Source organism: Polynucleobacter sp. 78F-HAINBA, from assembly GCF_018882325.1.
Lineage (GTDB): Bacteria > Pseudomonadota > Gammaproteobacteria > Burkholderiales > Burkholderiaceae > Polynucleobacter.
In genome coordinates, this window is sequence record NZ_JACVOQ010000004.1 from 19,431 (window position 1) to 44,368 (window position 24,938).

Annotated in this window: 23 protein-coding genes; 4 read left to right on the plus strand and 19 right to left on the minus strand. The window is 46.9% G+C overall.

Going from position 1 to position 24,938, the window contains the following annotated elements:
* The first annotated feature begins 22 nt into the window (after positions 1 to 22).
* Positions 23 to 556, plus strand: a complete 534-nt coding sequence (locus ICN11_RS05160) for a hypothetical protein (RefSeq protein ID WP_255539893.1) — start codon at positions 23 to 25, stop codon at positions 554 to 556.
* Positions 557 to 558: 2 nt separating this feature from the next.
* Here the strand turns inward: ICN11_RS05160 and lpxC are convergent, their stop codons facing one another.
* From lpxC to bioB, 19 genes are all read right to left on the minus strand, one after another.
* Entirely contained in the window at positions 559 to 1,473 is a 915-nt protein-coding gene (lpxC, locus tag ICN11_RS05165) for a UDP-3-O-acyl-N-acetylglucosamine deacetylase (RefSeq protein WP_216229467.1), read from the minus strand.
* Positions 1,474 to 1,501: 28 nt separating this feature from the next.
* Positions 1,502 to 2,002 (minus strand): peroxiredoxin, encoded by a 501-nt coding sequence (locus tag ICN11_RS05170; protein ID WP_215376659.1) that lies wholly within the window; start codon positions 2,000 to 2,002, stop codon positions 1,502 to 1,504.
* Between the two features lie 112 nt (positions 2,003 to 2,114).
* Positions 2,115 to 3,455 (minus strand): cell division protein FtsZ, encoded by a 1,341-nt coding sequence (ftsZ, locus tag ICN11_RS05175; RefSeq protein ID WP_216229468.1) that lies wholly within the window; start codon positions 3,453 to 3,455, stop codon positions 2,115 to 2,117.
* A 45-nt stretch (positions 3,456 to 3,500) separates the two neighbouring features.
* Positions 3,501 to 4,730 (minus strand): cell division protein FtsA, encoded by a 1,230-nt coding sequence (gene ftsA, locus ICN11_RS05180; RefSeq protein WP_173959480.1) that lies wholly within the window; start codon positions 4,728 to 4,730, stop codon positions 3,501 to 3,503.
* Between the two features lie 9 nt (positions 4,731 to 4,739).
* Positions 4,740 to 5,606 (minus strand): cell division protein FtsQ/DivIB, encoded by an 867-nt coding sequence (locus ICN11_RS05185; RefSeq protein WP_255539894.1) that lies wholly within the window; start codon positions 5,604 to 5,606, stop codon positions 4,740 to 4,742.
* Complete coding sequence (locus tag ICN11_RS05190) at positions 5,603 to 6,616, minus strand: D-alanine--D-alanine ligase (protein WP_216229469.1); 1,014 nt, start codon at positions 6,614 to 6,616, stop codon at positions 5,603 to 5,605. Before ICN11_RS05190 ends, ICN11_RS05185 begins: the two co-directional genes overlap by 4 nt.
* A complete protein-coding gene (gene murC / locus ICN11_RS05195; protein WP_216229470.1) occupies positions 6,609 to 8,045 on the minus strand; it encodes a UDP-N-acetylmuramate--L-alanine ligase in 1,437 nt (478 codons plus the stop codon). Before murC ends, ICN11_RS05190 begins: the two co-directional genes overlap by 8 nt.
* Positions 8,042 to 9,115, minus strand: coding sequence for an undecaprenyldiphospho-muramoylpentapeptide beta-N-acetylglucosaminyltransferase (murG, locus tag ICN11_RS05200; RefSeq protein ID WP_216229471.1), 1,074 nt, complete (start codon positions 9,113 to 9,115; stop codon positions 8,042 to 8,044). Before murG ends, murC begins: the two co-directional genes overlap by 4 nt.
* Positions 9,112 to 10,383: a putative lipid II flippase FtsW gene (ftsW, locus tag ICN11_RS05205; protein WP_216229472.1), complete on the minus strand. Its 1,272-nt coding sequence runs from the start codon at positions 10,381 to 10,383 to the stop codon at positions 9,112 to 9,114. Before ftsW ends, murG begins: the two co-directional genes overlap by 4 nt.
* On the minus strand, positions 10,380 to 11,999 hold the full coding sequence (gene murD, locus ICN11_RS05210; protein ID WP_216229473.1) for a UDP-N-acetylmuramoyl-L-alanine--D-glutamate ligase: 1,620 nt from the start codon (positions 11,997 to 11,999) through the stop codon (positions 10,380 to 10,382). Before murD ends, ftsW begins: the two co-directional genes overlap by 4 nt.
* A 10-nt stretch (positions 12,000 to 12,009) precedes the next feature.
* Positions 12,010 to 13,179, minus strand: coding sequence for a phospho-N-acetylmuramoyl-pentapeptide-transferase (mraY, locus tag ICN11_RS05215; protein WP_216225799.1), 1,170 nt, complete (start codon positions 13,177 to 13,179; stop codon positions 12,010 to 12,012).
* Complete coding sequence (gene murF, locus ICN11_RS05220) at positions 13,170 to 14,606, minus strand: UDP-N-acetylmuramoyl-tripeptide--D-alanyl-D-alanine ligase (protein WP_216229474.1); 1,437 nt, start codon at positions 14,604 to 14,606, stop codon at positions 13,170 to 13,172. Before murF ends, mraY begins: the two co-directional genes overlap by 10 nt.
* Before the next feature lie 8 nt (positions 14,607 to 14,614).
* Entirely contained in the window at positions 14,615 to 16,168 is a 1,554-nt protein-coding gene (locus ICN11_RS05225) for a UDP-N-acetylmuramoyl-L-alanyl-D-glutamate--2,6-diaminopimelate ligase (protein ID WP_216229475.1), read from the minus strand.
* Positions 16,165 to 17,937 (minus strand): penicillin-binding protein 2, encoded by a 1,773-nt coding sequence (locus ICN11_RS05230; RefSeq protein WP_216229476.1) that lies wholly within the window; start codon positions 17,935 to 17,937, stop codon positions 16,165 to 16,167. The genes ICN11_RS05225 and ICN11_RS05230 overlap by 4 nt, the downstream gene beginning before the upstream one ends.
* A complete protein-coding gene (gene ftsL, locus ICN11_RS05235) occupies positions 17,934 to 18,200 on the minus strand; it encodes a cell division protein FtsL (protein ID WP_088527827.1) in 267 nt (88 codons plus the stop codon). The genes ICN11_RS05230 and ftsL overlap by 4 nt, the downstream gene beginning before the upstream one ends.
* The gene (rsmH, locus tag ICN11_RS05240; RefSeq protein WP_216229477.1) at positions 18,197 to 19,147 is read right to left on the minus strand and encodes a 16S rRNA (cytosine(1402)-N(4))-methyltransferase RsmH; all 951 of its coding nucleotides are present in this window, start codon (positions 19,145 to 19,147) and stop codon (positions 18,197 to 18,199) included. The genes ftsL and rsmH overlap by 4 nt, the downstream gene beginning before the upstream one ends.
* 12 nt (positions 19,148 to 19,159) lie before the next feature.
* Complete coding sequence (mraZ, locus tag ICN11_RS05245) at positions 19,160 to 19,588, minus strand: division/cell wall cluster transcriptional repressor MraZ (RefSeq protein ID WP_216179526.1); 429 nt, start codon at positions 19,586 to 19,588, stop codon at positions 19,160 to 19,162.
* Positions 19,589 to 19,862: 274 nt separating this feature from the next.
* Complete coding sequence (gene coq7, locus ICN11_RS05250) at positions 19,863 to 20,492, minus strand: 2-polyprenyl-3-methyl-6-methoxy-1,4-benzoquinone monooxygenase (RefSeq protein WP_216229478.1); 630 nt, start codon at positions 20,490 to 20,492, stop codon at positions 19,863 to 19,865.
* A 13-nt stretch (positions 20,493 to 20,505) separates the two neighbouring features.
* The gene (bioB, locus tag ICN11_RS05255; RefSeq protein ID WP_216229479.1) at positions 20,506 to 21,543 is read right to left on the minus strand and encodes a biotin synthase BioB; all 1,038 of its coding nucleotides are present in this window, start codon (positions 21,541 to 21,543) and stop codon (positions 20,506 to 20,508) included.
* A gap of 89 nt (positions 21,544 to 21,632) precedes the next feature.
* Between bioB and bioA the strand changes: the two genes are divergently transcribed.
* The 3 genes from bioA to bioD are packed head-to-tail and all read left to right on the plus strand — an operon-like array spanning position 21,633 to position 24,924.
* Positions 21,633 to 22,979 (plus strand): adenosylmethionine--8-amino-7-oxononanoate transaminase, encoded by a 1,347-nt coding sequence (gene bioA / locus ICN11_RS05260; RefSeq protein WP_216229480.1) that lies wholly within the window; start codon positions 21,633 to 21,635, stop codon positions 22,977 to 22,979.
* Complete coding sequence (locus tag ICN11_RS05265; protein ID WP_216229481.1) at positions 22,976 to 24,205, plus strand: 8-amino-7-oxononanoate synthase; 1,230 nt, start codon at positions 22,976 to 22,978, stop codon at positions 24,203 to 24,205. Before bioA ends, ICN11_RS05265 begins: the two co-directional genes overlap by 4 nt.
* A complete protein-coding gene (gene bioD, locus ICN11_RS05270) occupies positions 24,202 to 24,924 on the plus strand; it encodes a dethiobiotin synthase (RefSeq protein ID WP_216863150.1) in 723 nt (240 codons plus the stop codon). Before ICN11_RS05265 ends, bioD begins: the two co-directional genes overlap by 4 nt.
* Positions 24,925 to 24,938 lie beyond the last annotated feature (14 nt).

Consider the following 24,938-nt stretch of genomic DNA (forward strand, 5'->3'; position numbering starts at 1 on the left):
GATATTGAAGTAAATTAAGACCTTGAGTTTATCACCCGCACCCTCTTTTTATATGAACTTCGCACCTAAACCCGTCCGCACGAAAGCCGCTCATGAGTGGCTAGAGTATTTGCGTGACTCTGAGGGCTTGGGCGGAATTTTGGCCAAAACAGAAGGTCTGGCCAAACTCAAAATTGCCCTCAAAGCGGCCCTATTTGAGTTAGATTTAGATAACTTGGCACCCAAAATTGAGGCTGGCTGGCGTTCCGGTGGTCAGAATGAATTGTTTTTACTGGTGAATGGGGCAAGTATCGCCACCCGTCTTCAACAGGTTTTACCCAGTCTAATCAATGAGTTAGCTAAAAAAGGGGTCATTTGCACTAGCATTAAGGTGCGCCTAAAGCCAGCCCCACCCACCTGGGACATTAAGCCCCGTGAAGGTCAGCAGGTCAGCCAGAAGCCGAAAGGATTTAATGCCGTAGCGCGGGCTTCCTGGGAATCCTTATTGGAGAAATTGGCACCAGATTCTGATCTGCGTAAGGCGGTTGAACGCCTCCTTCAAAGCAAGCCCAAATAAACCTAGAAAAAGAGGGGTTGACTCTCTTTGGAATAGGCAGCGGGAGCCTTATTTTCTGGAAAACTGCTGACTTCGTAAGAACTGGGGTCTTCTAAAAGCTTACGCAAGAGCGCGTTATTGAGGGCATGTCCTGATTTTTCAGCGACATAGGAGCCAACAATGGGATGCCCAACTAAATACAGATCGCCGATAGCGTCCAAAATTTTGTGACGAACAAACTCATCTTCATAACGTAACTCTTCGTTATTCAGAATGCGATGCTCATCAAGCACGATCGCATTATCTAAACTTCCGCCACGCGCCAATCCCATTTCTCGCAAAGCTTCCACTTCATGTGCAAAGCCAAAAGTGCGCGCACGGCCAATCTCACTTCGATATGCGTGTTCTGCAAAATCCACTATAAAGCGCTGACCAGTCTTGTCTACTGCCGGATGCTTAAAGTCGATTGTGAAATCCAACTTATATCCAAAGAAAGGTTCTAGACGTGCGAGCTTGTCACCCTCTCTCACTTCAATCGGTTTTTTAATCACAACAAATTGACGTGGCGCCTCTTGTTCTGCAATGCCAGCTGATTCCATTAGGAACAAGAATGAAGCTGCACTGCCATCCATGATGGGAACTTCTTCCCCATCAAGCTCAATCAATAAATTATCAAGCCCTAGGCCCGCACAAGCTGAAAGCAAGTGCTCCACCGTGGAAACACGTACTCCATCTTTTTGAATCACTGAGGCCAGGCGAGTATCGCAAACCGCCAGAGCAGTGGCGGGTACAACCGATTGCTCTGGGGTGTCTACACGTACAAATAAGATTCCTGAATTTATCGGCGCAGGCTTAATAGACAAAGTCACCTTGCGCCCAGAGTGCAAGCCAATCCCCACGGTTTTAATCGGGGTGGCGATTGTGCGTTGCTTCATCATCGTTTTATCTAAATTCAGGAATGATTTCTTACAGCTTCTTCAAAATTGAAGCAGCGTCGCTCACTTCAAACTTACCAGGTGCTTCACGATCTAAAGTTGTTACTACGCCGTCTTCAACAATCATGGCATAACGATCTGAACGAACACCCAAACCACGCGCAGTCAAATCTAATTCAAGGCCAAGTTTTTTAGTGAATTCAGCGCTACCATCGCCCAGCATACGGATCTTTTTACCAACTTTTTGATCACGACCCCAAGCACCCATTACAAATGGATCATTAACTGAAATACACCAAATTTCATCAACGCCTTTTGCTTTGATTGCGTCAAAGTGCTCAACATAGCTAGGAACGTGCTTTGCTGAACAGGTCGGTGTAAATGCACCAGGCAAAGCAAAGATCACGATCTTTTTGCCGGCAGTGAGTTTTTCAACTTCGAATGCGTTTGGGCCAATAGCGCAACCTTCGCTAGCTTCATCTAAAAACTCATAAAGAGTAGCGTTTGGTAATTTTTGTCCGACTGCGATCATAAGATCTCCAATGAAATAGTTGTCATGAGTATGCCAACGCTAGCGCGGGATTCGTCGTCCGGAGGGGCGCCGCGCTGGCATTCTGCAACTACATATTGTATTGAGCAGTGGTTTAGTCTGCTTGCTTACGTAAAAAAGCTGGGATTTCGTAGTAATCAGCCCCTTTATCCAGCATGGTTTTTGCCTGTGGTGAGCTATCAGCGCCTAATGTAGGAGCTGGTGTAGCTTCACGCGAACTACGGAATACACGTGGCAAATCATATTGGCTGTAATCAACACCACTAGCTGCCGGTTGAGCAGCCATCGAAGGCGCACTACCAGTACCTGTCATTGCCAAACCAGCGCTAGTGCTCAAAGCTGAATCAAGACTTACCTTGCTCATTGCTGCTGAAGCGCTTGCTGGAGCAAAGCTATTCAAGTCAGCCATTGTTGGCATCGCATCATGTGTACCAGTAGCTTGTCTCCAAACTACTTCTGGTTGATGATGTTGACGCGCTTGTGGATTATTCAAGCCAGTAGCCACCACAGTAACGCGCAAGGCATCACCTAAGCTCTCGTCATATACGGTACCGAAGATCACAGTAGCATCATCTGCAGCATAGCCACGAATCGCCGCCATCACTTCACGAGTCTCAGACAACTTCAATGAACGGCTAGCAGTGATATTTACCAATACGCCACGCGCACCAGACAAATCAACACCTTCGAGCAATGGTGAGGCAACTGCAGCTTCAGCAGCTAAGCGCGCACGATCCATGCCAGAAACTGTTGCAGTTCCCATCATCGCCTTGCCTTGTTCGCCCATCACTGTTTTTACGTCCTCAAAGTCGACGTTGATCAAACCTTGTACGTTAATGATTTCTGCGATACCTGAAACAGCGTTATGCAATACATCATCTGCGCACGCGAATGCCTTATCAAACTCAGCATCTTCGCCCATCACTTCGAATAGTTTCTCGTTGAGAACTACGATTAATGAATCTACATAGGACTCCAACTCGGAAGCTCCGTTTTCAGCAACTTTCAGACGCTTCACGCCCTCAAAGTCAAATGGCTTGCTGATAACGCCCACAGTCAAAATACCCATTTCTTTAGCAACTTGAGCAACGATTGGTGCCGCACCAGTACCTGTACCACCACCCATACCAGCTGTGATGAATACCATATGCGCACCTTGCAATGTATCCGCAATACGTGCGCGAGCTTCTTCAGCAGAAGCTGCACCAATTTCAGGTTTTGCGCCAGCACCAAGTCCGCTAGAGCCTAGTTGCAAATTCACAGATGCCTCAGATCGCTGTAAAGCGCCAGCATCGGTGTTCATGCAAATAAACTCTACGCCGTTAACACCGCGACGAATCATGTGCTGAACTGCATTACCACCTGCACCACCAACTCCAACCACTTTAATAATGGTTTTGCCGGCTGTTTCTTGATCTAACATTTCAAATTCCATATACCCTCCTAGGTAATAAGTACTACATTGACGACGACGAAAAACTTAAAAATTTCCTGCGAACCATTCCTTCATGCGCGAAATCACACTTTGCAACGCGCCTGACTGAGATACTCGACGGCCACGCAACAGCTGCGCCTGACCTTCCATTAATAAACCGATACTGGTAGCAAAACGAGGGCTACGCAAAACTTCATGTAAATGGCCACGGTACTCAGGAGTACCGATACGTGCCGGACGCAAGAACACTTGCTCAGCAAGCTCAACCATGCCCGGCATTAAAGAAGTTCCACCAGTCAGCACGATTCCTGAAGACACCATATCTTCGTAACCTGAATCTCGAACTACGCCACGCACCAAGGTAAATAGCTCCTCTACACGTGGCTCAATAACAGCTGCTAAGGCTTGCTTAGACATTGGGCGTGGTTCGCGATCACCAACACCGGGCACATCAATCATGGTGGTTGGATCCGCCATATCTTGGCGAGCAATTCCATATTGAATCTTGAGATCTTCCGCATCAATCGTCGGTGTACGCAATGCCATCGCAATGTCATTGGTAATTTGATCGCCTGCAATTGGAATCACAGCAGTATGTCGAATGGAGCCCTGGCAATAGATAGCGATATCGGTTGTGCCACCACCAATATCAACCAAGACAACGCCCAGCTCTTTTTCATCTTCTGTTAGCACGGCCAAGCTAGATGCTAACGGCTGTAAGATAAGATCATTTACTTCCAAGCCACAGCGACGCACACACTTCACAATATTTTGCGCAGCACTAACAGCACCCGTAACAATGTGCACTTTTACTTCTAGGCGTAAACCGCTCATACCAATTGGCTCACGCACATCTTCTTGTCCATCAATAATGAATTCTTGAACAAGGATGTGAAGGATTTGTTGATCTGTAGGGATATTGATTGCCTTAGCAGTTTCCAAGACGCGCTCGACATCTCCGGCGCTAACCTCTTTATCGCGAATGGCCACCATACCGCTGGAGTTAAAGCTCACAATGTGATTTCCAGCGATACCGGTAAAGACTTGTACGATCTGGCGATCCGCCATGACCTCAGCTTCTTCTAGCGCCTTTTGAATGGATTGGACGGTAGCCTCAATATTGACAACTACACCCTTCTTCAAACCCTTGGATGCAGTTTGGCCAACGCCAACCACATTAAATTGGCCATCCGGCGCTAACTCAGCAACCAAAGCAACCACCTTGGAGGTCCCAATATCTAATCCGACCAATAAATCGCGGTTGTCTTTACTCATTCTCATTCCTCATTGCTTCTGCTCACTTTTCTTGCCATCTGCTTCATTCTTTTTCAAGCTTGCCGAAGCAAGATGTACTGCAAAACCATTTGCATAGCGCAAATCAATTGCGTCTACGCGATTAGCCCACCTCTCTTGAACTTGCGGCCAATACTTAAAGAGGCGCGCTACACGATCCTCGGTTAATGTTTTGTCAGAGTTCTCTTCATCCCTACCGAACTCCACCTTCATTCCGTTTGATAACTTCACATGCCAGGCATAGCGCTCAGAGAGGGTTAAGCTTTTTACTTCCGCACTCCAAGGCTTAAACCAGGCGTTCGCTTTTTCATACAAGCGCATCACTTCTTTGCTTGCATCTTCTGGACCAGAAAAATCAATCAACTGAATTCCATCTCCTACATCAGAAACACGGCCAGCAAATAGTTCACCATGGGTATTCATTAAGGTATGGCTATCAGCTCCACCCCAAGTACCAAATGGTTTTTGCTCTTCAATGCTTACAATTAATCCGTTAGGCCAGACTCTGCGAACATTTGCATGACGCACCCATGGCATAGACTCGAAACCACGCTTCACATCTTCCAATCTCACGCTAAAGAAGTTTCCTTGAACCGTCTCTAAGACTTGTTGCTTCACTACAGGCTTATTTATATGCTTCAGCGTTTGTCCAGCAACTGGCTCAATCACTATTTGGCGCAATGCAAAGACGGGTCTTTGGCTTAACCACACTAAAATTCCAACACAAACCATGACCGCGAAACAGCGCATCAAGAAACGGCTCAGCTTTTGCATCCGCTCGGGATGATTCCAAAGCGGAGACGCCAGTGAAGCAAATACTTCACCAAAGCCATTTAAGAAGGCGCTCATCCGACTCATGCTTGCGCAGCCCCCTTGGTATTTAAGGTTTGGCTAATGACCCAGAGAACTAATTCAGCATATTCAACACCGGCTGCTTTGGCGGCCATTGGAACTAAAGAATGCGAAGTCATACCTGGAGATGTATTCATCTCCAAGAGATAGGGTTTGCCAGTTTTTTGATCCAACATCACATCAGCACGCCCCCAGGTTTTACAGCCAAGGGTGCGATAAGCAGCTAAAGCTAAATCTTGAACCGCTTTATTTACTTCTGGCGCTAAGCCAGTTGGGCACAAGTATTTAGTCTCATCAGAGAAATACTTATTATGGAAATCGTAATTGGCTTCTGGTGGAATGATTTTGATTACAGGCAATGCCTCGGCATTTTCTCCAAATCCAACCAATGGGCAAGTTAACTCATCACCAACAATACAAGTTTCAGCAATCACCTTTTTATCCATCCCTGCAGCTAACTTATATGCAGCAGGCAACTCTTCGACGGATTTCACTTTAGTAAGACCAAGTGAAGAGCCTTCATGCGCTGGCTTGACAATCAATGGCAAACCTAAGTGCTTCACCACTGCATTCCAATCACTATCAGCTTTTAGCTCCTGAAACTCTGGAGTTGAAAGACCGCTACTGAGCCAGACAAGCTTAGTAGCAATTTTGTCGATCGCTAGTGCAGATGCCAGTACACCGCTACCGGTATAAGGCAAACCTAAAAGCTCAAGCAATCCTTGGATCGTGCCATCTTCACCGTAGCGTCCATGCAAGGAAATAAAGATACGGTCAAATTTTTCATTTGCCAATTCAGTTGGGCAACGTAATCCTGGATCAAATGGATGCGCATCCACCCCTTTAGAGAGTAGCGCTTCTAATACGCCATTACCCGACATCAAGGAAATCTCACGCTCGCCAGAACGACCGCCAAGCAATACACCGACCCGACCAAGTGATTTGACATCTAGATTTGCGAGCTCTTGCTTCACTCGCTCACCCCAAGAAAGCAATTGTTGATTTTGCTTAGACATGTTTTGCCTCCGCCAATACATGAGGCAAGCCAGAGATAGAGCCTGCACCCATCGTGATTAAGACATCACCATCACGCAATATGGTGCCGAGCTTTTCTGGCATCTCAGCAACACTTGGGGCAAAGGCCACGGCTGCGCTATCCAAAGATGTCTTTAAAGCTTTATCAGTTGTCAGCGCTGCTTTCATGAGGCTCTGACCATCAGCGCCTGGAATCTTCGCTTCGCCAGCGGGATATACCTCGGTTAATACTAGGGCATCAAAGTTTTTCAGCACTTGTACAAACTCACCAAAACAATCACGCGTTCTTGTAAAACGATGGGGTTGGAATGCCAATACCAAGCGTCGATCAGGATAAGCTCCGCGTGCTGCAGATAAAGTAGCCGCCATTTCAACAGGATGATGTCCGTAGTCATCTATCAATGTGAAACTTCCACCAGATGACAAAGGAATTTCTCCATATCTTTGAAAGCGGCGACCAACACCACTAAATTCAGATAAAGCCTTCACAATAGCTTCATCACCTACTCCAAGCTCTGTCGCAATACCAATCGCCGCCAAGGCATTACGTACATTATGTAAGCCCGGTAAATTTAATTGCACTTCAAGTCGACCTGGCTTATTGCCATGACGGCGTACAGTTTTACGATCAACCGTAAAGTGCATGCGAGTACCTTCAGCGCGCACATTACTTGCACGAATATCTGCATCTTCAGATAAGCCGTAGCGCAATACCGGTTGAGATACAAACGGAATAATGTCGCGAACATTCGCATCATCAATACAAAGCACTGCAACGCCATAAAAAGGCATACGCTGAATAAATTGGACAAATGCTTGCTTCAACCTTGCCATGTCGTGCTGATAGGTATCCATGTGATCAGCATCGATATTGGTGACCACTTCCATCGCTGGAAATAATTGGAGGAAAGAGGCGTCAGACTCATCCGCTTCAACCACAATAAAGTCACCCTGGCCTAAGCGCGCATTAGCACCTGCGGAATTTAACTTGCCACCAATCACAAAGGTTGGATCTAAACCACCTTCGGCCAAGACTGAGGCAACCAAACTAGTTGTTGTTGTTTTGCCATGAGTGCCTGCAATCGCAATACCCTGCTTCAAACGCATGAGTTCGCCGAGCATGACAGCACGTTGAATCACAGGCACCTTAGCTGCGCGAGCAGCCAGTACCTCAGGATTGCTTCCTGCAACTGCAGTAGAAATCACTACCGCTTCTGCGGTGCCAATATTTTTAGGGTCATGCCCAATTTGAATGACCGCACCCAAATCCTTTAAGCGCTTAGTAGCAGCGCCTTCCGCTAAGTCGGATCCGGATACTTGATAACCCAGATTCAGGAGCACTTCAGCAATACCGCTCATGCCTGCGCCGCCAATGCCAACAAAATGTATTTGCTGAACGATATGTTTCATATACCAACTCCTGCACAGTCTGCACATACCTCAGCTACCCGCTGAGTTGCATGGGGCTTAGCTAAAGCATGGGCACGCTCAGCCATCACCTGTAAATCTTGGCGGCTAAAGTTTTGAATCATGGATGCGAGATCCTGTGGATTGAGATCTTGTTGTGGTAGCAGAATTGCTGCGTCTGAATCCGACAAGAAGCGCGCATTCGCAGTCTGATGATCATCAATCGCATAGGGGAATGGGATCAAGCAGGATGCAACACCGCAAGCTGCGATTTCTGAAACAGTCATCGCGCCAGAACGGCAGATAACGAGATCTGCCTGTGCATAGGCGCTTGGCATGTCGTCAATGAAAGGACGAATATCTGCAATAACACCTAAGTCGGCATAACGCTGCTGTAAATCTGCGAGATGTTTATCGCCTGCTTGATGAATCACATGTGGACGTGCGTTTTTATCCATCAATGCCAGGGCCGCTGGAATTGCTTCATTTAAAGCAGCCGCACCTAAGCTGCCACCAACTACCAATATCGACAAAGGTCCAGTGCGCGCTTCATATCGTTTTGCTGGCGCGCCCACAGCTTCAAACTCTTCACGAATTGGATTGCCAACCCATTCAGCATGGGCCATCGTATCTGGGAAGCCAGTCAATGTACGCATAGCAATTTTGGCTAGGGCACGATTAGCGCTTCCCGCCACAGAATTAGCCTCATGCAGAACCAATGGCTTCTTCAAAAACTTCGTCATCAAGCCGCCGGGAAATGTAATGTACCCGCCCATACCTAAAACGACATTTGGCTTAATACGGCGCATGATCTTCAGACTCTGAAAGCTCGCTCTTGCAAGATTGAATGGCAACATCAATTTTGCTTTGATGCCTTTGCCACGTAAGCCGCCAAACTCAACTGCCTCAAATGGGAAGTCACATGCTTTTACCAGGCGATATTCCATGCCACTTTGATTACCAAGCCAAAAAACTTTCCAGCCACAGATGCGTAGATATTCGGCAACAGCGAGGCCTGGGAAAATATGCCCCCCAGTACCGCCGGCCATAATCAAGATGGATGGCTTGGTCATAGCTTGCCACCTCGCATCAAGATTCGGTTCTCATAATCAATACGCAGAAGCATTGCTACTGCAACTGCATTCATCAAAATTCCTGAGCCACCATAACTTACTAAGGGAAGAGTCAAGCCTTTAGTAGGAAGTAAGCCTAAATTCACGCCCATATTGATAAATGCCTGCCAACCAATCCATATCGCAACACCTTTTGCAGCAAGGCCAGCAAAACTACGATCTAATTGCAAAGCTGTGCGGCCAATCAGGAATGCACGACGTACGATCCAATAGAACAAGAAGATCATCACCACTACGCCAACGAATCCAAGCTCTTCACCAATCACAGCCATGATGAAATCGGTATGCGCTTCCGGAAGGTAATGCAATTTTTCAACACTACCGCCAAGACCCAAACCAAACCATTCGCCACGGCCGAATGCCATGAGTGAATGAGTTAATTGATAACCTTTATTTGCTGCATTGTCGACTTGCCACGGATCCATAAACGCCAGCATGCGACCGCGACGGAATGGAGAAAGGGCAATCATCGTGGCACCGCTCATCAAGCCAACCAAGATCAAGCCGCCAAACAACTTAGCGTTAATGCCGCCTAAGAACAAAATTCCAAAAGCAATTAAAGCTACCACCACGAATGCACCCATGTCAGGTTCAGCCATCAGTAGACCGCCAACTAAGGCAACAGCGATACCCATGGGCAACATGCCCTTAACAAATGAGTGGAGATACTCTTGACGCTGGACTGTGTAGCTTGCGGCAAAAATCACTGCAGCAAATTTCATTAATTCAGATGGCTGGAAGTTCATCAGACCCAATGGAATCCAACGCTTCGCACCGTTTACACCCTTACCCACGCCAGGGATGAGAACAGCAATCAAGAGTAAAACCGTAAAGCCAAAAATGACCGGTGAATAACGATCCCAAACTTTTGTTGGAATCTTGAATGCCCAAATACCAACACCGATGGCAATTGCCAACGAAATGCAATGTCGAATTAGGAAGAAGTTGCTACTGTAATTTGCGTACTTAGGACCATCAGCCAAAGTAATGGATGCGGAATAGACCATGACCAAACCGATCAAAGCCAAAGACAGTACCGCCCAAACTAACAACTGGTCATAGTCCATCATGCGTGAGCGAGTTTGCTCAACACCAGATACCGCATCTCTCAAGCCACTGCGGAAATTATCTATCCCGCCTCTGGAGAAATTCCAGAAGCGGCCAAGGCCCAAACGATTCTCAGGAAAAAGTTTTTCCTTCAAACTCATGCATGGACTCCTTCAAATTGCATTCCCAATTCTTGAACTTCAGCAACGAATGCTTCAGCTCGTGCTACGTAATCGCTGAACTGATCAAAGCTAGCGCAAGCTGGTGAGAGTAAAACGATGTCACCAGACTGAGCTTGTTTTGCGGCTTCTGCCACTGCGTTTTGGAGGGTCTCACTCATCACGCAGGGCACTGAGTCAGCCAAAGCCTCGGCAATAATTGGCGCATCCTTACCAATCAGGAAAACACCTTTTACAAAACGAAGTGCAGGATCACGCAAAGGACTAAAGTCCTGACCCTTGCCTTCACCACCAGCAATCAACCAGATCCGCTTGCCAGACTCATTTGCACTTAAACCATTGAGCGCAGCTACAGTTGCACCTACATTAGTACCTTTGCTGTCATCAACGTACTCAACATTCGACACAATCGAAACACTTTGAACGCGATGCGGCTCGCCATGGTAGTCACGCAAACCATGTAGGAGCATATTCATTGGCAAACCAGCTGCGCGTGCCAAGGCTAACGAAGCTAATGCATTTAAAGCATTGTGGCGACCACGAATGCGTAAAGCATCAGCCGGGATTAAACGCTTTAGTCTTAACGGCTCTTCCTCTACAGTGGCTGCTTTACGACGACGCTTAGGCTGAGGCTCAAGATCTTCATCTACCTCAGCCCAAACTAGCCAATCAATTCCACCGGCACGTAGATCATGCTCAATACCAAAGGCACCCTGCTCATCGGGTCGGCCTGCGCCAAAAGTAATAACGGATTTATTTGCTTTTTGCTCGTCAGTCAGCAAGCTCATTACTAGTGAATCATCACGATTCAGAATGCAGATAGTGTCTTGCCCAAAAATATTCGCTTTTGCATCAACATAGGCCTGCATATCACCGTGCCAATCTAAGTGATCTTGCGTAATATTTAATACAGTTGCTGCTGTTGCATTAAAGGTACTTGTATAAACCAATTGGAAGCTGGAGAGCTCTAACACCCAAATCTCAGGCATATCTACAACTTGATCAGACTCATCCAGGCAAGACATCAGCTTATCTAAAGCTGCTGGGCTGATATTCCCAGCAACAGCAACTCTCTTACCAGCACGCTCACACAACTGTCCTGTCAGCGCAGTCGTGGTTGTCTTGCCATTTGTTCCGGTGATTGCTAATAAGGCTGGCTTGTATTGAGACGCTGCGACCTGAGCCATGCGATCTAATGCAGCAATAGCTCTGGCAAAGAATTCCAACTCTCCCCAGATATCAATATTAGATTCTTGCGCCTTAACCAAGAATGACGCTGTTGGTTCTTGAAGTGGGGATAAGCCAGGACTAATTCCGATGACATCAATATTCTTTAAATTCAGCTCATCTAGGGGGCCAAAATAACTTTCTTTAAGCCCTGCAAATTCGAGATCAGCCAACCAGGCTTTTTGTCGCTCATTTAGCTTTTCGCGATCACGCGTATCTGCCAAGCTAACTTTTGCAGCGTTCCGCAAACACCACTTAGCCATTGCATAGCCAGACTCCCCCAACCCTAAGATTAAGAAATGTTGAGGCGCTTGATAGCCCTCGTCTGTGATGAGGGTTGGGTTGGCGAAGGCTTGATCTAAGTTATGCATATTCTTTGGCTTACCGTAATTTCAGGCTGGAGAGGCCAATGAGGACTAATAAAATGGTGATGATCCAGAAGCGAACAACTACCTGTGTTTCGCGCCAGCCACCTAATTCGAAATGGTGATGAAGTGGTGCCATCCTAAAAATACGACGGCCCTCACCAAAACGCTTCTTGGTAAATTTGAACCAAAAGACTTGCAACATCACTGACAGTGTTTCTGCCACAAAGATTCCGCCCATGACAAAGAGCACAATTTCCTGACGAACAATCACGGCAATAGTACCGAGTGCGCCACCCAATGCAAGCGCACCAACGTCACCCATAAATACTTGAGCAGGATGTGTGTTGTACCAAAGGAACGCCAATCCCGCACCTCCCATAGCACCACAGAAGATCATGAGCTCACCTGCGCCAGGAATGTATGGGAACAACAAATACTTTGCGTAAATTGCATTACCCATCACATAAGCAAAAGCGCCTAGAGCGGCACCAACTAATATCACCGGCATGATGACTAAGCCATCAAGACCATCAGTTAAGTTCACAGCATTACTACTGCCAACAATGACTAAGTAACTCAAAATGATGAAGCCCATTACACCTAACGGGTAGCTAATTTCCTTCATAAAAGGAATCAGCAAGTTTGATTTTGCTGGCAGATCCAAGGCAAATCCGCTTTTGAGCCACTCAAAGAATAATTGCAAGACTTTGAGGTTATTTACTTCAGATACGGAGAAGGCTAAATAAATAGCGGCAAATAATCCAATCAAAGTCTGCCAAAAGAATTTTTCTCGTGAGGCCATTCCTTTGGGATCTTTGCGCGCTACTTTGCGGTAATCATCAACCCAACCCACCAAACCAAATCCAAAAGTCACAATCATCACAATCCAAATAAAGCGATTGCTCAAATCAGCCCACAACATACAGGAGATAAAAATACCCAAAAGAATCAATACACCACCCATTGTTGGGGTGCCTGATTTCACTAAATGGGTTTGTGGGCCATCCGTACGAACTGCTTGACCCATCTTCAATGCAGTCAATTTACGAATAACCCATGGACCAGCCGCCAAGCCAATCAGCAAAGCAGTCACTGTTGCCATTACCGCTCTAAAAGTGATGTAGTTAAAGACTCGGAAGAATCCAAAATCGTCCTGCAACCATTGCGCCAATATCAAGAGCATGTTTTAGCCTCCTCTAATAAGGCCTGTACTACACGCTCCATACGCATAAAACGAGATCCCTTAACCAAAATATCTAAGTGCAACTGCTTGCCTGACTCTTGATCTGCGAGCGCCACATTAAGCTCTTCAAGCAACTGATCTAGTGTGGTGAAGTGAGTAGCACTGCTAGCAGGCCGAGTCTTTCCTGAATCATTAAAGCCCTGCACCGCAAATTTGCACTGCTCTCCGAGCGCAAACAACTTAATAATTCCCTGCTCGGCAGCATAGGCTCCAACTTCCTGATGGAACGCAGGACCTTGATCACCTACTTCGCCCATATCACCCAATACCAACCAAGAAGCATTACCAGACTGTTTAAGCGCATCAATAGCAGCCCTTACAGAATCAGGGTTCGCGTTGTAACTATCGTCAATCAAGGTACGACTCGCATTTAAAGGCTTTGATTGCATACGTCCATTTACCGGAACAAAAGATTCCAGACCGGACTTAATTTGCTCCAAATTTAATCCAGCACCTAAAGCAACTGCGCTAGCCGCTAGAGCATTACGCACATTGTGGTTTCCTAAGGTATTGAGCCGAACCTCAACTCTGCCAAGTTCAGTTGAAATCTCAATTTTTCCGCTAACTAATAACTTTCCAGCTACAGAAGCTTTGACTAATGCCGAGTCCGCAGATAAAGCAAAGTCAATTACCTTACGTCCTGCGGCAGCTTGATACCAAACTGCAGAGAATTCAGAGTCCGATGGAAATACTGCAACACCGTCCGCAGGAAGTGCGCTCAAAGCAGTTGCATGCTCTTTTGCAACTGCTTCTACAGTCGCCATAAATTCTTGATGTTCACGCTGTGCGTTGTTGATTAACGCAATATTGGCTTGCGCAATCAGGGCTAACTCCGCCGTTTCGCCAGGATGATTCATCCCTAACTCAATCACTGCTAAGCGATCGGTTGATCGCATACGTAGCAAGGTTAAGGGTAGGCCAATATCATTATTGAAGTTACCTTTAGTGACCAGAGTGCACTCTTCACCAGCAGCCGCCTTGAAGATTGAAGCAATCATCTCTTTTACAGTGGTCTTGCCATTAGATCCCGTTACCAAAGCCACTGGAATAGAAAACTGTGCACGCCATGCCTTTGCCAGCTCACCCAAACCCTGTTTAACGTCTTGGACAGATACTGCTGGCAAGTTTGCAGGGCATTTTTCTTTATGGCTAATAAGTGCCGCACTTGCACCTGCTGTTGCCACATCACCCAAGAAATCATGCGCATCGAAACGATCGCCTGACAAAGCAATAAATAATTCACCAGATTGAATCTGACGACTATCGCTGCCAACATGAGAAATAGAAATTCCTTCAGCAGACTTTGCATCAGCATGAATCAACTGACTGCCTGGCAACATGGCATGCACTTGGGCGAGAGTAGTCATAGGCGAACTCATACGCTACCCCCTGCAGCCAAACGAATATGCTCTTGATCAGAAAAATCAAATTTCTTTCCATTGATCTCTTGAGTAGACTCATGCCCTTTGCCAGCCACTAGAACAATATCCTGGATATTGGCATGTCGTACTGCAGCCATAATGGCCGCTGCTCTATCAGGCAGCGCCTGTACATTCGATAGATCATCCGACATACCAGCTTGAATCATGGCGATAATAGAAGCTGGATCTTCCGATCTGGGATTGTCACTTGTAATCACAACATGATCGGCAAACTCTTGCGCTGCGCGACCCATTTGTGGACGCTTACCGGAATCTCGATCACCACCGCAACCGAAGACACACCATACTTTTCCGTTACGTTGATTTGCAATGGGGCGCAATGCATTCAATGCTTTAGTGAGGGCATCTGGTGTATGTGCATAGTCCACAACAATTAATGGCCCCTCAGTTCTCTGGGTTTTATTTAAGTGAATCAACTCCATCCGACCTGGAACAGCAGTCAACTTGCTCATGCGCTTAGAGGCTTCGCTCGGGCTCAAGCCTTGGGCCAACAGAGCCGCCCAAACAGCAAGACAATTACTTAAATTAAATTCGCCTAATACTGCAAGCTGGACATTGCCTGAACCAGAAACATCACAGTTAAATTGAGATTCATAGCCAGCAGCTGTAAACAGGGTGTTTTCTGTATAGGTACGTTTCAGACGATCGCCAAATTTTTCAAATCCGGCAAATGCATTGCTGCTGAATGCGTAGCCCCACACTTGAGGGCCGTCTGCAGCGAGAAGTTTCATTGCTAATTCGCGCCCAAATGCATCGTCAAAATTGATGATGGCATTTTCAAGCTGAGGCAATTGGAACAGCTTCGCTTTTGCCTCAGCGTATTCACCCATCGTGCCGTGGTAATCCAAATGATCTTGAGTCAAATTGGTAAATACCGCAGTACGCACATCCAAACCAGAAATGCGATCTTGATCGAGCGCATGAGAAGAAATCTCTATGGCTAACTGCTGCGCACCTGCATCAAACAATTCTTTTAATTGAGTCTGTAAACGTGGCGCATCGGGGGTGGTGTAACCAGTCTCGATCAATGCACCTGGGAAACCGGTACCCAACGTACCCAAAACTGCAGCACGATGATTAGGTTGATCTAATGCCTGCGCCAACCACTGCGTAATACTGGTTTTGCCATTGGTGCCGGTAACGCCGATAACATTCAGCTTTTTACTTGGGTAGCCATACCATTCTGCACAGAGTTCTCCAGCTAAGCTGGATAAATTATCAACAGCAAAACATTCTGGGCGGTCTAAGTATTCGTTAGCAACCCCATCTGCGGGATCAAATACCACTGCTGCTGCACCATTTGCTAAGGCAGTCGCAATGTAATCGCGGCCATCGCGCAGGGCAGTGCCATGACCAACAGGATATGCAAAAAAGATATCGCCAGGTTGAATTTGACGACTATCAGCAGCTACTTTTGCATCTGCGGATGTGAGATCACGTAAATGAGAGATCAAGAGATGGGGTTCGATATTGATCATTGCCATCATCTTTTCAAAACCGCTGTATTTGTTTTGACTGCGGCACTCTGTATTTGTGTAGGACTTTGATCCTGCATTGCCTTCTGCTTTAAAGGGCTATCTGGCAAAACATTCAAGGTGCGCAGAGTCTCACTCACGATAGTAGAAAACACTGGCGCTGCAACATCGCCACCGTAGTGACTGCCGCCAGTCGGCTCATCAATCATGACGGCCACCACAATGCGTGGCGCACTAATGGGTGCCAAACCTGCAAAGTAAGCGCGGTATTTATTGCCATACCCCTTACCTACTAATTTATGGGCTGTACCTGTTTTTCCACCAACTCGATAACCTTCAGCTTGCGCTTTAATGGCGGTACCACCTGGCTCTGTTACTGACTCCATCATGCTGCGCATCTCAATAGCTGTCTTAGCAGAAATGACGTGTGTACCAGGCTTAAATTCTGGACTACGCTCAATCGTGAGCGGCACCAATTCACCATCACGCGCAAAGATCGTATAAGCACGCGCCACCTGAAAAAGTGAACCTGAAATGCCATAACCAAATGCGATCCGTGCTTGATCTGTTGGCATCCATTTTTTATAGGGATGCACAGTGCCAGCCACAGCACCAGGAAAGCCAATCTTCGGCGCCTGACCCAAACCAACTGATGTGTAGAAATTCCACATTTCTTCTGCGGATAAATTGTTCATCGCAATTTTGGCCGTACCAATATTGCTCGATTTTTGAATAATTTGCGCAACAGTAAGGTTGCCGTATGGATGCGTATCGGTAATCGGCTTTGGGCCAACCAAATATTTGGCGCCAATCGCCATATTGGTACTAGGGGTGATCACACCCTTCTCTAAAGCAATCGCCACAGTTAAGGGCTTCATTGTTGAGCCAGGCTCAAAGGTGTCAGTTAAAACGCGATTACGCAACTGCTCACCCGTCAGCTTCTTACGATCGTTCGGGTTGTAGCTTGGATAATTGGCTAAAGCCAAGATCTCGCCAGTTTGGGTATCCAACACGACTGCACCACCAGCGCTCGCATGATGCTGTTCGACTGCATTTTTAACGGCGTTGTAAGCCAGAAACTGAATCTTGCTATCAATGGAGAGTTGCAAATCTTTACCATTTTGTGGCAACTGCAAAATCGCAACATCTTCGACAACACGACCTAGACGATCCACAACCACTCGACGAGCACCTGGATGTCCAGCCAACTCTTTTTCCCGAGAGAGCTCCATACCCTCTTGACCACGGTCTTCCACATTAGTAAAACCAACGACATGCGCCATCGCCTCACCCTCGGGATAGAAGCGACGATATTCATTATTCAAGCCAATGCCCGGAATTTCTAATTGCCTAATCTGTTGCGCCACTTCTGGGTCTACTTGGCGCTTCAAGAAAATCTGTTTACGTTCTTCTCTTAATTTTTTACGTAATTCCACTTCGCTAATCTGTAAAAGACTTGCTAATTTCTGCACTTTATCTGCAGCCAAATCATCAGGCACAGTATCGTTATAGGCGATCACCGACTTTGCTTCCAAGCTGGTAGCAATCACTTGGCCATTGCGATCCAATATTTTTCCACGAGAAGCAGGCAACTCCAACTCACGCTGTGTACCACGTACACCTTTAGCTTCATAGAAAGCATTTCCCGGACCCTGAATCCAGAATGCGCGAATTAAGAGCAACATGAAGACGAAGAACAACATGAACAGCATCAGGCGTGACCGCCACATTGGCAGACGCAATACTAAATTTGGCGTAGTTGAAAAACCTACTGGCCTCATCTAGCCTCCTTCAAGTACAAAGTACGCTCTGGAGAGATGGGAACCATGTGCAACTGATTACGAGCAACATCACGAATACGTGCAGACTTAGAAAGGTTGCGCTGCTCATACTCTAGACGCAACCAATCCTGATTCAGTTTGCGCTCTTCAATTTGTGCGCGCTCTAAGGAGATAAATAATTTACGCGCACGTTGCTGTGCTGCAACCAAAGAGAGGGCGCAAACCAATAGCAAAACAAGTAAGGTCAGCGTAGCGCGGTTCAAGCTGGCACTCCCACGCGTTTTTCTGCAACTCGCATGATGGCTGAACGGGCACGAGGATTCTCTCGAACCTCTTCATCACTTGGCTTAACACGTCCAATAATTTCTAAGGCGCTTTGCGGTAAATCTCGATCGCGAACTGGCAAACCGCGAGGCACTTCAACCTTCGCATGTGACTGCAGAAATTGCTTAACAATGCGATCCTCTAGCGAATGAAAACTAATGACTGCTAAGCGCGCGCCTGGCTTTAATAAATTGAGTGCGGCCTTTAATCCGAGCTCTAAATCTTCTAACTCACGATTAATAAAAATACGTAAGGCCTGAAAAGTTCTCGTAGCTGGGTCTTGCCCAACTTCTCTTGTGCGAACGACGCTAGCAACCAAGCTTGCTAATTGCAAAGTTGTTTTTGGCGACAGGCCTTCTTCTCGCTTAGCCACAATAGCTTTTGCGATCTGAAATGCAAAACGTTCCTCACCATAAGTCTTAATCACGCGTGTGATGTCCTCTTGTGATGCTTGCTCCAACCACTCTGCTGCCGTCAATCCATGATCCGTATTCATACGCATATCGAGCGGACCATCCTTGCGAAAGGAAAATCCACGATGTGCTTCGTCCACCTGCGGAGAGCTGATGCCAAGATCTAACAAAATGCCATCGACTGATTCTGGCTCCGCGTATTGATCCATCTGCGCAAAACTGTCGTGCACGATTCGTAAACGCGGATCGTTGATTTTTTCTGCTACTGCGATCGCATCTAAATCCTTGTCGAAGGAAATCATTCGCGCGCTCGGAGGCAATTGTGAAAGCAGTGCTTGCGTATGACCGCCACGTCCAAAGGTTCCATCGATCAAGAGTAGATTTTTTGATGCTTCGGGAGAGGTGATGCGTGGGCCACTGATCAGCGCCGTCACCGCCTCGGCCAGTAATACTGGGCGATGAGTTATGTTCATGGCACCCTGTCATCAAAAATTAAATTGCTTCAGGGCTTCAGGCATACCTTGTGCAATGGCAGCCTGTTCTTTTGCAGCGTAAGTAGCGGCGTCCCACAACTCCAGATGACTACCCATACCGAGTAGCATCACTTCTTTTTCAATACCGGCAGCTGATCGCAACTCTGGGCTCACCAAAATTCTTCCTGCGCTGTCCAAATCTACTTCTGCAGCATTACCAAGGAAGATTCGGCGCCACCAATGGGCATCCATCGGCAATTGCGCGACACGTGATCGGAATGTTTCCCACTCAGGTCGAGGGAACAACAAGAGGCATCCATCGGGGTGTTTTGTGAGCGTAACTCGGCCCTCACCTTGAACTAACAAGGCGTCACGATGCTTTGCCGGCACAGACATGCGGCCTTTTGCATCTAAATTGAGAGCTGACGCACCTTGAAACACCATTTACCCCACTTTTTCACACTTCCTCCCACTTTAGAGGATCGCAATAAGAGGGTCAAGTGTTTTTGGGTAATTTTTTAGGAAATTTCCTAGTGATTACAAACACTTAGCGTCATGTCTTGATAAAATGGTGACTATAAAAATGCTACTTGAAACAACGGCTTGGAAAATATACTTAAGAATAGGTCTTAGCTATTTTGCCCAATAATGGATAAATATACTGTATTAATAAACAGTATTACAAATAAAAATATACAAAATAATTAATTTAGAACTAGATTTTGTAAGCAGTACTTGTCATGACTTTTGACATCGCTTGCATTAGCTTCTGAATCGGCTCCGGTAAGACCGCGCCACCAGCAGAAATTGCAGCCTGTCCGTGTTCGATTTCATCGACACGCATTTGATCAACAATGGCTCGAGAACGCTCATCTTCTGCAGGCAATTTTTTAAGGTGGCTTTCGAGGTGATTCTCCACTTGTTTTTCTGTTTCAGCAACAAATCCAAGACTCCACTTATCGCCCGCTAAGCCAGCAGCCAAGCCGATTACAAAGGATCCTGCATACCAAATTGGATTGAGATAACTCGTGTGCGAACCTAGTTCTTGAAGGCGTGTTTCGCACCAAGCTAAATGGTCCATTTCCTCTTGGCCAGAGTGATCCAACATCTGCCGAATTTCAGGATTACGGGCCACTAATTTTTGTGATTGATAGAGGGCTTGGGCACAAACCTCACCCACATGATTTACGCGCATTAATCCAGCAGCATGCTCTCGCTCTTTGACATCTAGCAAAGCAGTAGATTGAACATCCGAACCTGGGGTTGGGCGGTGAGCATGAGCACCCCCAACTACCGAGCGCAAGGCTGTATCAAACTCAATAATGAAGCGATCAATTAGCGCCATAGGCTTATAAAAACTAGACCAAAACCTCTGCTTTACAGCTCTGCTTAGTCTTCAAACCTAACTCAGCCAAAAGCTCTCGGTCTTGTTCTGCCTCGGGATTACCGGTAGTGAGTAGTTGCTCACCATAGAAAATAGAATTCGCGCCAGCCTGAAAGCACATTGCCTGAACCGCTCTGCCGAGCTCCTGCCGACCAGCCGATAAACGCACTCGTGCGCGCGGCATCGTAATGCGAGCTACAGCAATGGTTCTCACGAATTCCAGCGGATCCAAGGGCTTCTGATCTTCCAGTGGAGTGCCTGCAACTGGAACCAGGTGGTTAATTGGAACTGACTCTGGATACGGACTTAAATTGGCCAAACGGGCCAAGAAAGCTGCGCGCTGTTCACGGGACTCACCCATGCCCACAATACCGCCGCAACAGACTGACATGCCGGCCGCACGTACATTAGAAATCGTGTCTAAACGGTCTTGGTATCCCCGAGTAGAGATGACTGAGCGATAGAAGTCCTCGCTGGTATCCAAATTGTGGTTATAAAAGTCTAAGCCGGCCTCCTGAAGGGCTTGAGCCTGATTAGCCTCCAGCATCCCTAGAGTGGCGCAGGTCTCAAGGCCTAGGGCCTTTACGCCCTTAATCATGGCAGTGACTTTTTCAATATCACGGTCTTTAGGCTCCCGCCAGGCGGCGCCCATACAAAAACGGTTAGATCCAGCCGCCTTGGCAGCCTTGGCGGCCTCAAGCACCTCATCCAGGTCCATCAACTTATTTGCCTTCACGTCAGTGTCGTAACGAGCTGCCTGGGGGCAATAGCCACAATCTTCAGGGCATCCGCCAGTCTTGATTGACAAGAGCGTAGCTAATTCCACATCGCCATCAGGGAAGTTGGCGCGATGGGCTTCTTGTGCCTTGAACATCAACTCGCTAAATGGTAGGGCAAATAAAGCCTCAATCTGGGCCACCGACCAAGCGCCCGAAGCGTCGACCTCTCTATGCAAATCTTTTTGAGACTTGACTTGGGTGAGGGGTTTTTCAGTAGTTTGGGTGGCCTGCATGGTCGAATTCCAGAAAATAGATCAATTCAAGACATAAACATAACAGATACAGGCCTAAATTAGGAAAAACTAGTGGTCAAATACCAAACATGAAGCTTATTTCTGATCCAAATCAAACCTCACTGGTTGATCGCAGCCTGGATGCCGTTTGGCATCCCTGCACTCAGATGAAGCATCACGAGTCATTGCCCTTGATTGCCATTACCAAGGGTAAGGGTGCTTGGTTATTTGATGACAAGGAAAATGCGCTGCTCGATTGCATTAGCTCTTGGTGGACCAATCTGTTTGGCCACTCTAATCCGCGCATCAATCAAGCCATTAGCAATCAACTAGAAAAAATTGAGCACGTCATGCTCGCCGGATTTACTCACCCACCTGTAGTGGAGCTTTCCGAAAAACTGTCTGCATTAACTCAAGGCCATTTGGGTCACGTTTTTTTTGCGTCTGATGGCGCCTCTGCGGTAGAGATTGCTTTGAAGATGAGTCATCACTTTTGGCGTCTGAACAACCAACCGCAAAAGAAAAAATTCGTCTGCCTAGAAAATGGTTATCACGGTGAAACCTTAGGTGCATTAGCAGTTACAGATGTTGCGATTTTTCGCGAAGCCTACGGCTCACTTTTACAAGATGTTTTTACCGTCCCTTCACCCGACGCGCGCAAAGCAAAGTCTGGTGAAAGTGCTGATGATGTCGCTAGGCAAGCTGCAAAAGAATTAGAGGCGTTGTTGGAGACAGAGCATCACCATATTGCCGCCATTATTGTTGAACCACTCGTTCAATGCGCAGGACAAATGGCGATGTACTCGCCGGAATATTTACGCTTGGTACGCTCACTCTGCGATCGCTATAGCGTTCATCTCATCGCCGATGAGATTGCAGTAGGCTGCGGTCGGTCTGGAAAGTTTTTTGCTTGTGAACATGCAGGAATTTGGCCGGACTTCCTAACGCTGTCTAAAGGCATTAGTGGCGGCTACCTTCCCCTGTCGCTCTCCATGACAACTGACAAAATTTATCGCGCCTTCTACGGCGATCAAATGCGACAAGGATTCTTGCACTCGCATTCCTATACAGGCAATCCATTAGCATGCGCTGCAGCGCTTGCGTGTCTAGAGATTTTTGAAGCTGAATCTGTTCTCGAAAAAAATCTTGAACGCAGCAAAGATCTTGCCAACGCATTTAGTTGGGCAAAATCAGATCCCCGTATTGAACATTGGCGTCAGCAAGGGATGATTCTGGCCTTTGATATTCAATCTGCATCACTAAAAAATTCAGCTACGTTTTCAAGAGACATGTTTTCAGCAAGCATGGCAGAAGGCATTCTCATTAGGCCAATTGGCAATACGATTTATGTCATGCCGCCGTACATCCTCTCTTCAGAGGAAACGATGCAAATGGGTGCTTCTGTGCAACGTGCACTCAACCAGGTGTTGGCATGAGTACAAACTTTAAAGCTCGCGATATGGCGGAGCACCAGATTGCTGAACTAGATGAGCAGTTACTCAGACGTAAACTGCGCACTACCGAATCGCCCTGTGACACTAAGACCTGTGTTGACAAGCGAGAACTTAAAGCATTTTGTAGCAATGACTACCTAGGCCTTGCAAACCATCCCAAATTAGTTGCTGCACTTGCGGAAGGTGCAAACCTCTATGGGGTTGGAAGCGGCGCATCACACTTAATTAGCGGTCACAGCATTGCACATGACTTGCTTGAAAAAAGATTGGCTGCCTGCGAGGAAAAGCACATTCCCAATGCAAGAGCACTATTCTTTAGTACCGGCTATCTGGCGAATATCAATGCGATTACTGGAATTTCCAGACTGGCTGAACAAGGGCAAACGAGTATTTATTCAGCCCAACTCAATCACGCCTCTTTGATTGATGGTGTTCGCTTAGCTAGCGCACAAACTAAAGCTAAGGTGACATTGTTTGATCACCAAAATCTCGACTCACTGGAAGCATCGCTAAAACAAGATAGCCGCCCCCTCAAGTTGATTGTGGTCGATGGCGTATTCAGCATGGATGGGGATATCGCGCCCGTAGAAAAACTCCTGCACATTGCCGAACAATATGATGCCTTGTTGATGGTGGATGACGCGCATGGATTTGGCGTGCTTGGCGAACAAGGTCACGGTATTTTGGAGCAAGCGGGCGTACATTCCGAACGAATCATTTATGTCGGCACACTTGGTAAAGCGGCTGGCGTTAGTGGTGCATTTATTTGTGCTGCCTCACCTTTTATTGAGTGGCTCATCCAAAAGGGACGCCCCTACATTTACAGCACCGCTACACCACCAGCGATTGCGCATGCCTTACTCAGTAGCCTTGAATTAATCGAAGGTGATGAGGGTATTACTCGTCGTAAAAAACTACATGAACTAATTCAGATTTGGAATGAGGAAATGATCTTCTCAGGCTGGGAAAAAACTCCTTCATCCACCCCAATTCAGCCAGTCATTTTGGGAAGTAATGCCAACGCATTAGCAGTAGCTAAGCTCTTGGATGAAGCGGGCTATTGGATTCCAGCAATTCGCCCACCCACTGTTCCTGCTGGCACCTCTCGCCTGCGCATTACTTTTTCCGCAAACCACACTACTGATGACTTACGTGAGTTGATTCAGGCATTGAAGGTCATTGAGAAAACAGTAGAAAGTAATTCATGACAATCAATACCTCTGCTGGATTTTTTATCACTGGCACCGATACCGAGGTTGGAAAAACTTTGCTTAGTGGTGCACTCATTCTCAAACTAAGAGAGGCGGGTATCGGCGCAATCGGTTTTAAACCTGTAGTAGCCGGCACCTATGTTGACTCCAATGGCCAGAAACTGAATGAAGACCTAGAAACATTACGGATCGCGTCAGGATTGAATTCTCAGGAGCCAAGTCTCTGTCCCTATGTTCTGGATGAGGCAGCCGCCCCACACCTTGTTGCCAAGAAAAATGATGTTTACCTAGACTCCTCCATCATCTTGGGTGATTTACATTCCCTGAGCCAACAGTTTGAGGTGGTCGTTGTTGAGGGTGCGGGTGGATTTTTAGTTCCTCTAAATGAGCAGGAAGATTTGGGTGATCTCTCTCAGGCAATGGATTTACCGGTCATCCTTGTAGTAGGCATGCGTTTGGGCTGTATTAATCACGCCCTACTCACGTGTGAAGCAATTGTGTCGCGCCAGTTGACGATTGCCGGCTGGGTAGCGAATACGCTTTCAGAGGAAATGCCTCTTTTAGAAGAAAATATTCAAACCTTAAAAGACCGAATTTTTGCGCCTTTTTTAGGCGTCATTCCCACACTTCCTAAGCAGCTTCAGAAGCCGGAGAATGCCTCCTACTCCATAGAGGCCTTACGATTTGCTGCGGAGCATATAAAACTGCCTGAGTAAATTCAGATAAGATG